The sequence below is a fragment of the Colwellia sp. genome (assembly GCF_013215345.1).
GTDB lineage: Bacteria > Pseudomonadota > Gammaproteobacteria > Enterobacterales > Alteromonadaceae > Colwellia.
This window is the reverse complement of record NZ_JABSOV010000141.1, coordinates 1-8,431: the sequence shown is the minus strand read 5'-3', so window position 1 is coordinate 8,431 and position 8,431 is coordinate 1. Positions and strand designations below refer to the sequence as shown.

General features: G+C 40.2%; 8 protein-coding genes. 7 read left to right on the top strand and 1 reads right to left on the bottom strand.

All coding sequences use genetic code 11. The features are described from left to right. The 3 genes from HRT50_RS16090 to HRT50_RS16080 all read left to right on the top strand — a co-directional run. Positions 1-233, top strand: a 233-nt coding sequence (locus tag HRT50_RS16090) for a hypothetical protein (protein WP_291616323.1), incomplete at its 5' end; no start/stop codon positions are given. A 16-nt stretch (positions 234-249) separates the two neighbouring features. Continuing rightward, the gene (locus tag HRT50_RS16085) at positions 250-2,127 is read left to right on the top strand and encodes an amidohydrolase (protein ID WP_291616322.1); all 1,878 of its coding nucleotides are present in this window, start codon (positions 250-252) and stop codon (positions 2,125-2,127) included. A 176-nt stretch (positions 2,128-2,303) separates the two neighbouring features. After that, positions 2,304-3,314 carry a Gfo/Idh/MocA family oxidoreductase gene (locus tag HRT50_RS16080; RefSeq protein WP_291616320.1) on the top strand — a complete coding sequence of 337 codons (1,011 nt, stop codon included), beginning with the start codon at positions 2,304-2,306 and terminating at the stop codon, positions 3,312-3,314. A gap of 42 nt (positions 3,315-3,356) precedes the next feature. On the opposite strand, the gene HRT50_RS16075 is transcribed toward HRT50_RS16080, so the two are convergent. After that, positions 3,357-3,974, bottom strand: coding sequence for a metalloregulator ArsR/SmtB family transcription factor (locus HRT50_RS16075; protein ID WP_291616318.1), 618 nt, complete (start codon positions 3,972-3,974; stop codon positions 3,357-3,359). Positions 3,975-4,153: 179 nt separating this feature from the next. On the opposite strand from HRT50_RS16075, the gene HRT50_RS16070 reads away from it, so the two are divergent. The 4 genes from HRT50_RS16070 (at position 4,154) to HRT50_RS16055 (ending at position 8,228) form a co-directional block, all read left to right on the top strand. Then, complete coding sequence (locus tag HRT50_RS16070; RefSeq protein ID WP_291616325.1) at positions 4,154-4,798, top strand: NAD(P)H-dependent oxidoreductase; 645 nt, start codon at positions 4,154-4,156, stop codon at positions 4,796-4,798. Positions 4,799-4,844: 46 nt separating this feature from the next. Next, entirely contained in the window at positions 4,845-5,243 is a 399-nt protein-coding gene (locus HRT50_RS16065) for a VOC family protein (protein ID WP_291616316.1), read from the top strand. A gap of 55 nt (positions 5,244-5,298) precedes the next feature. Further along, positions 5,299-5,715 (top strand): VOC family protein, encoded by a 417-nt coding sequence (locus HRT50_RS16060; RefSeq protein ID WP_291616314.1) that lies wholly within the window; start codon positions 5,299-5,301, stop codon positions 5,713-5,715. A 125-nt stretch (positions 5,716-5,840) separates the two neighbouring features. Beyond that, a complete protein-coding gene (locus HRT50_RS16055) occupies positions 5,841-8,228 on the top strand; it encodes a fatty acid cis/trans isomerase (RefSeq protein ID WP_291616312.1) in 2,388 nt (795 codons plus the stop codon). Positions 8,229-8,431 lie beyond the last annotated feature (203 nt).

Below are 8,431 nucleotides of genomic sequence, written 5' to 3'. Positions count from 1 at the left end.
TAGTACTCTACGACTACCCATCTGGCGGCGCTCCAGCCCAAGCAACTATGACCAATGAAGCCACCTGGAATTTCAAATACTCCATAGATAACATCGGCACCATTAGTAACGAATCTGGTAGTAAAGGACACTTCGAAGCAACTACAGTAGGCAGCAACACAGTGCAATGTTTAATACCGGCTGCTAACGGTAGCTTTAATGCTGGCAGTACTACCGTGACGGTAACTAATTAAAGACAAAGGAATGATTATGTTCAATAAAGGAATTTTTATTGCCGCGCTAATATTACTTACCGGCTGTGAAACAGCAAGTAAGACTGATAAAGCGCAAGTCCAACAAGACTCAGCTTATACACTGTATTTTGGTGGCGATATTGTCACCATGACCGGTGAGCAGCCTAGTTATGTCGAAGCGGTTGTTGAACATAAGGGGAAAATTGTCTTTGTCGGTAAGAAAGAGTCGGCATTAAAACAATACCCTGAAGCCATGACTCAAATGGATCTACAAGGTAGCACCATGTTGCCTGGCTTTATTGACCCTCATAGTCACTTTATGTCGGCATTAATGATGGTCAATCAGGTTAATGTTTCAGCCCCACCCGTTGGTACAGCCACCAATATTCCGCAAATAATTGCTAAATTAAAAGCTTATCAGCAAGAGCAAAACATTGCTGATGGTGGTTGGCTTGTTGGTTGGGGTTACGATCAAGAGCTTATCGAAGAAAAGCGACATATCATCAAAACCGAGCTCGATGCCGCCTTTCCCAAACATAAAGTTATCTTGATTCATGTTTCTATGCATGGCGCAGTACTCAATTCTAACGCCCTTGCCTGGGCTAAAATTGATAAAAACACCCAAACACCAAAAGGTGGTGTTATTGCCAGAATGCCACACAGTAATGAACCGGCCGGTTTAATTATGGAAATGGCTTATATACCAGTTTTTGAAAAACTGCCGCAGCCAAGTGAAGCAGAAATGTTTGATTTAATGGCGAAGGCACAAAAACATTATACCAGCCAAGGTTATACCCATGCGGTCGAGGGTTTTACTCATACCAAGCATATAGATTTTTTATTAAAAGCCGCGCAGCAAGATAAGTTAGTGATTGATATTGCTTCATTAGCGGCTTTTACTGAAATGGATAAATGGTTTGATAATCCCAAATATAAGTTTGGTGAATATCAGAACAAATTTAAACTTCAAGCCTGTAAAATTACTTTAGATGGCTCACCGCAAGGTAAAACAGCCTTTGTCTCTAAGCCCTACTTAACTACTGGGCCTGCTGGTCAGCAGCATTGGCATGGAGAGTCGTCAATTACTCAAACACAGCTTGATGCCTTAACGAAAAAAATGTTTGCGGCTCATATTCCTTTGCAAATACATACCAACGGTGATGCCGCTATTGATATGATGATTAAATCCGTCGAAAGCGCCGGTATCACCGCCAAAGACGACAGGCGCACCGTTATTGTCCATTCTCAATTTCAACGACCAGAGCACTTAGCTAAGTATGTCGAACTAGGTTTAACACCGTCATATTTTTCTATGCACACCTATTTTTGGGGTGATGTGCATGTGAAAAATATTGGCAAAAAACAAGCAGATTTTATCAGCCCAATGAAAGCAGCCAAATCAGCCGGCCTTATTACTTCCAACCATTCTGATTTTAATGTTACGCCATTAGACCCATTTTTTATCATGTGGTCAGCCATGGCACGTGAGTCAAGATCTGGTGAAATTATTGGTGCTGAGCAACGTATTGATGCCTATAGTGCTTTGCAAGCCTTAACTACAGGCCCAGCCTATCAGTTCTTTGAAGAAAACCGTAAAGGCATGATCAAGGAAGGTTTATTAGCGGACTTTGTTATTGTCGAGAATAACCCGTTAAAGCAGGAAGTTAGAGAGATTAAAAATAATAAAGTGTTAACTACCATTAAAGAAGGTAAAACTGTTTTCAATCTATTGAATTTAGTTGGTAATGACCAAGATAAACACGGCTGTAAAAGCTCCGCCGGCTACGCTTGGTGTACTAACACTAATCAATGTGAGCGCCCTTGGCTATTAGCGAAAGAACAAAACTTTACCAATGAACCAGCAGCTTTTACAGCATTTTGTAAAAACCAATAACAAGTTCACAATAAAATTAAACTCCCCTCGCTTTTTCTGAGGGGAATAAAAACATCTAAACCACTAGCTATAAAACTAAGCCACCTTATCAATAAAAAGCAAGGTGCTTGATAGACTCTTCAACCACTGCATGTAATAATTTTCAGCCCCAAATATGTTTTTAAGGCTGCTTTAACATGACTAATTTTGCCGTTATCGGTACAAGTAAAATCACCGACGCTTTTATTGAGGCTGCAAGGCAAGATCCTCGCTTTAATTTAGTGGCAGTTTATTCTCGCCATCAAACAACGGTACAAGCTTTTGCCAATAAACATAACATTGAACATTGTTTTACTGATTTAGCCTTATTAGCAGACAGCAATCTTATTGATGCCGTATATATCGCCTCACCCAACAACTTTCACGCTCAGCAAAGTATTACCATGCTTAATGGCGGTAAACATGTCCTCTGTGAAAAACCCGTGGCAATTAACTGTGCTGAGCTTGCGCTAATGGTTACCGCCGCTAAAGCAAACAAGGTTACTTTTATGGAAGCAATGCTGGTAACTTTTCTGCCCAACTACCAGCAAATAAAAAAACAGTTAAAAGCACTTGGCAAAATAAGAAAATATAGCGCATCATTTTGCCAGTTTTCATCTAGGTATCCTGCTTATTTACGGGGTGAAAATCCAAACACCTTTAATTTAAATTTTGGCAATGGTGCTTTAATGGATATTGGTATTTATCCCTTATATTTGGCAATAGATTTATTCGGTTTACCGGCAGAGATCATAGGCCAATGTTATAAATTACCAACCGGGGTTGATGGTTATGGCGATCTATTATTGAATTACAATGTGCCAGAGACAGATAATAACCAGGCCACTTTACAAGTACATATAAGTTACTCAAAACTAAGTAATGGCAGCAATGTTTGCGAAATTCAGGGTGAAAATGGTCATTTAATGTGGCAGCACTCATCATTGTTCAATGAAGTTTCTTTGCATTTAAACAACGGTAGTAGCCAAACGTTAACAGTGGCGCAAACTGATAATAGAATGACTTACGAACTTAGCCATTTTATCGATTTAATAGAAAGTGAGAATAATGAATCATCGGTGAATAGCTGGCAGCTTTCGAAGCAGGTATTAACTGTGATAGAACAAGCAAGAAAACAGCAAGGTATTATTTACCCAGCAGATAAATGAGCAGAAAATTAACAGCATGCTGTTAACTAAGTAATGCCGACGTTAAGTGGGCGTTACTTTATAAGCACAGCGCCTTGCTCCGTCAATAATATGCTCTTCTCGGCTTACGGTAGCAACCTCTTGCATCAGTGTTTGAAACATCTGTAATTCTGAGCGACAGAAACTTAAACACTTAGTCGCGGCGGCACAAATAGGACAATGATTCTCCATTAACCAATATATACCGTCATGCTGCTCTACTGTCGCCATATAGCCCTCATCACTGCGCAGCTTAGCTAAGGTTTGTAATTTTTCTTCAATACCAAAGCGATCGGCGAGCGCTAATCGATAGTTTGCCATCGCCGTTTCTTCTCGATGACTGATCAGCTTTTCCATACCATCATCACCAAATAAAGTGATTACCGAGTCCAGTAACTGCACGGTTAATTCATCATGACGATCGGCAAAGCGACTATTACCTTTATCCGTTAATGACCAATAACGTGTTGGCCTACCGCGAGCAGCTTTTTCATCTTTAAAAACCACATCGCCCGAATCTTCCAAACCTTGTACATGCTGACGCACCCCCATGGTGGTAAGACCCAATTCACTCGCCAATATTTTTGCCGTTAACGGCCCTTGGGTCTTTAATAGCTGAATTATTTTTTCATGAGTCTTCATTAGAGCTCCGGCCAAAAGGTTATGTATAACGCCATTATTACCCATTTTTAGCACGATTTCATCGTCTAGCACAATATTAAGTAAAGTTTTTTGTTTATATTTTACTTGACCTTATTTAGTAAAGTGTTTACCTTATTAAATAAATAAAATGCTTTACTTAATACAGGGAAAGAATTGTGATGAATTTAGTTATTATCAGTGCTAGCCAACGCACACAGTCACAAAGCGCTAAAGTTGCTGAATACCTAGCTGACAACAGTGGTCAATTTAGTGCCGTTCGGCATATTGAATTATGTAAACAACGTGTACCCATGTGGGATGGTGAAGAGATGAGTAAACAACAAGATGATAGTGATTGGCTGGCCATTAATGCGCAATTACAAGCGATGGATGCCTTAATACTTATTACCCCGGAATGGGGCGGTACAGCCTCGCCGTTATTGAAAAATTTATTGATGATGGCGCAAGCGACTGATATAGGACATAAGCCGGTACTGCTAGTGTCTGTTGTTAATGGTATTAGCGGCGCTTACCCTATCGCTGAATTACGCATGAATGCCTTTTCAAATAACAAGTTGGTTGCTATTCCCGATCACCTAATTATTAGAAATGTTGAAGAAATTCTCAATACGGTTAATGCGGAAGATTCACTTGAAGCATCACTTGAAGATAGTGCTATAACACGCCGAGATAAAAGTATCCGCCACCGCATCGGCTATAGCTTGCATACACTTTTTTATTACAGCCAAGCGATGAAAACTTTACGTGATAGTTTGCAAAGCAACAGTTATAACAATGAGCATTTATACCCATACGGCATGTAGGTTAACCATTCGCCGCTAAAACTAATTATACCAACAAGGAGTCATTATGAATTTAAATCAAGTAACTTTACCGGTGAGAGATATGGACGCTAGTACTGAGTTTTATCGTCGGTTAGGCTTTTTACAAATTGTTGATACCCCACACTATGTGCGCTTTGCTTGCCCTGATGATGGTGCAACGTTTTCACTCAGTCTTGCAGCTGACTTAGCTGATAGCAAGAATCTAAATGGAGCAATCATCTACTTTGAACATCAAGAATTAGATGCATGGGTTGCTGAGGTCCAACAACGAGGCATTCAATTTGAACAGTTACCAACAAATCAGTCCTATCTATGGCGTGAAGCAAGCTTACGTGATCCTAGCGGCAACAAAATAAAGCTCTATTGGGCTGGAGAGAACCGTTTGAATCCGTCTTGGCGAGTTGATAAAAAATACCAAGCATAAACAACTACACTACTTAAAGAACAAATACGTTATCAAAACGTAAAGGAGAGCAATTATGATTACCTTAGAACATATTAACCTAGTGGTCAGTGATATAGAAAAAAGTTTAGCTTTTTATCAAGCCGCTTTTCCACACTGGCATGTACGTGGTGGTGACAAAGGAGAATGGTCAGGAAAGCCGAGAAACTGGTTACATTTTGGTGATGATTATCAATATATTGCCTTCGCCGATAATGGCGTTGGTGACAATAGAGACTTAACCGGTCATCAAGTAGGTTTAGCGCATTTTGCTTATATCACCAGTGACCTAAAAGGCACCATAGCGCGGATAACACAAGCTGGCTTCGCCATTCATAAAGACGGTACGCCAGATGAATATAGAGAGAATATCTACTTTCTTGATGCTGATGGTTATGAAGTTGAGTTTGTGCAATATCACACTGATATCCCAGCGCTAAGAAATCGCTACTAAACACAATGATAAGCCCATTCAATGTTGATGAATACTGCTGACAATATATGACAACTTTACAGTATTCATCAACATAGCTTAAACTTAAGCGCATATGTACACATTTCTGCAAGTTAAGGTTTCTCATGGGTAAGTTCCAATGGCTATTTGTTTTTCTATTTCTTTCTGGCTGTGCCACCTTAGGTGTCATGGAGTTTGATCAGTTATATGGCCCTAGCAAAGTTGATAATCGCCTAAGCCAACCAAAAGCAACCACAGCGCAAGCAATACACTTTAATCAACAAATACAGCCAATTATCGAAAACCGCTGTGTTGTTTGTCACGGCTGTTACGATGCCCCTTGCCAGTTAAAAATGGAAAGTCGCGCCGGTATTGAACGTGGTGCCAACAAAGCCATCGTTTATAGTGGTGAACGTTTACTTACCGCCAACATTAGCGATAGTTTAAGTAAGTTAACTGAATTGAATAGTGACAGCCTAGCGCCACTGCGCCAGCAAGGCTTTTTCCCGGTACTTAATGAGCGCCAACAAACTGAGCAGGCCAATACTCAAGCCAGTTTGTTTTATCAAATGGTACAGCTAAAAAAACAGCATCCTCTGCCCAACGAAGCATTACTGAATGACAGCTTCGATGTTTCACTCGATAGAAGCCAGCAGTGCCCAACCATAGAAGAGTTTGCACAATACAAGAGTAACTTCCCACTTGGTGGAATGCCTTATGCTTTGCCGGGATTATCAGAGCAAGAACATACTAAATTAACTACTTGGTTAGCCCAAGGCGCAATTATGCCAGCGACGACACCACCGACCAGCGCAGAACAACAAATGATTAACCGTTGGGAAAAATTACTCAATGGCAGCTCGGCAAAAGAGCAGCTGATCGCGCGTTATTTATATGAGCATTTATACCTAGCCAACTTATATTTTGATAAATCACCAAGCAGTTATTTCAAACTAGTACGCTCAAGTACACCAAGTGGCGAAAAAATCGCGGTTATTACTACCCGCCGACCTTTTGATTCACCTTATGCCGAAGGTCGTAATGATGCGATTGTTGATAAGCCAGAAGTTTTCTATCGACTGATCAAACACAACGATACTATTATTGCCAAGCGCCATATGCCCTACCCGTTTGGCGAAGCAAAGTTTTCCCGACTTAATGAACTTTTTTATCAGCCCGATTATGTGGTGAATTCACTACCCGATTACCAGCTAGTGAATGCCTCAAATCCCTTTAAAACCTTTCAAGCCATTCCCGATAAGTCTCGTTATCAATTTTTATTAGATCAAGCACAGTTCTCCATCATGAACTTTATCAAAGGCCCGGTATGTCGAGGCCAAATTGCTTTAAATGTGATTGAAGATAACTTTTGGGTATTTTTCCTTAACCCTGATAGTTTTGATAATTACCCTAATGACGAATTCATTAAGGCCAATACTGATTTATTACAATTACCCGCCGCTACCAGCGATAAAACCATGTCGCTACTGTACTGGCGCCAATATGCTAATCGCCAGCAGGAATATGTAAAAAATAAATTAGCTTATATAGAAGAGCTTAACTTACAGACCAACGAGATAAATTTAGATTTAATTTGGTCAGGGAAAGGCAACCCAAACGCCAGCTTAACGGTCTTTAGACACTATGACAGTGCTTCGGTATTAAAAGGTTTTATTGGCCCAACACCTAAAACGGCTTGGCTGATAACTTACCCCTTATTAGAGCGTATTCATTATTTATTAGTGGCTGGATTTGATGTTTATGGCAATGTTGCTCATCAATTAAAAACTCGTCTTTATATGGACTTTTTACGTATGGAAGCAGAGAGTAATTTCATTAGCTTACTGCCGAAAGAACAACGTAAATCAGTGCATGAATATTGGTATCGAGGCACCAGTGATACAGTTAAAGATTATATTTTTTCAGACGATTTCTATCAGTTACCTGAAACAGGGCTTAACTACCAAACAAGTAACCCGAAAAAAGAGCTTTTTCAATTCGTCGCTAATTACACCAAAAATCGCCAAGTGAACCAGTTTAACCTCACGTCATTGCCACTAAGTGCTAGCGATAAACTGATAGCAGACTTAGCAAGTATGCCCGGAGCAAGCGTCGCCTTATTACCGCAAGTAAGTTATGTCATGGTAACCAATGGCGATAAAAAACACGTTTATAGTTTGATCAATAACTCCGCACACAGCAATGTCGCGCACTTATTTTCTGAAGAAAATAGACGGCTGCCAGCAGAAGACACCCTTGCAGTATTACGCGGTATTGTTGGTACTTATCCCAACGCTTTTTATAAGGTTGAACAAGCTCAACTCACTGAGTTTGTCAGCCGCTTTACTGCGATAAAAACCGAGCAAGATTATCAAAAACTTAAAGGCAAATTTGCTATTCGCCGAACCAACCCACAGTTCTGGCAATATGCTGATGAAATACATCTTTGGTATAAAACTAACCAGCCAGAATCTGCCGGTTTACTCGACTTTAATCGCCTAGAAAATCGTTAGTTTTATCCTCTAACAACAGCCAGTAACACCCTGTAACAAAATGCTGCCGCTTGCCTCATCTTTCAATGAGGTAAGCCATAGTCTTGCTCAACTCTCTTCTGCTACACTGCTAATCGATTTGTAAACTAATACCAATTTGATTAAATTTCTTCCCAACTCAGAACTATGCTTGAGGTTCAATAACAAGGCAAATTCGTTTCGGT

What these genes read in the sequence shown, in the direction of transcription:
- HRT50_RS16085 (WP_291616322.1), top strand. Translation starts at nt 250, where the DNA reads ATGTTCAATAAAGGAATTTTTATTGCCGCGCTAATATTACTTACCGGC.
- HRT50_RS16080 (WP_291616320.1), top strand. Translation starts at nt 2,304, where the DNA reads ATGACTAATTTTGCCGTTATCGGTACAAGTAAAATCACCGACGCTTTT.
- HRT50_RS16075 (WP_291616318.1), bottom strand. Translation starts at nt 3,974, where the DNA reads ATGAAGACTCATGAAAAAATAATTCAGCTATTAAAGACCCAAGGGCCG.
- HRT50_RS16070 (WP_291616325.1), top strand. Translation starts at nt 4,154, where the DNA reads ATGAATTTAGTTATTATCAGTGCTAGCCAACGCACACAGTCACAAAGC.
- HRT50_RS16065 (WP_291616316.1), top strand. Translation starts at nt 4,845, where the DNA reads ATGAATTTAAATCAAGTAACTTTACCGGTGAGAGATATGGACGCTAGT.
- HRT50_RS16060 (WP_291616314.1), top strand. Translation starts at nt 5,299, where the DNA reads ATGATTACCTTAGAACATATTAACCTAGTGGTCAGTGATATAGAAAAA.
- HRT50_RS16055 (WP_291616312.1), top strand. Translation starts at nt 5,841, where the DNA reads ATGGGTAAGTTCCAATGGCTATTTGTTTTTCTATTTCTTTCTGGCTGT.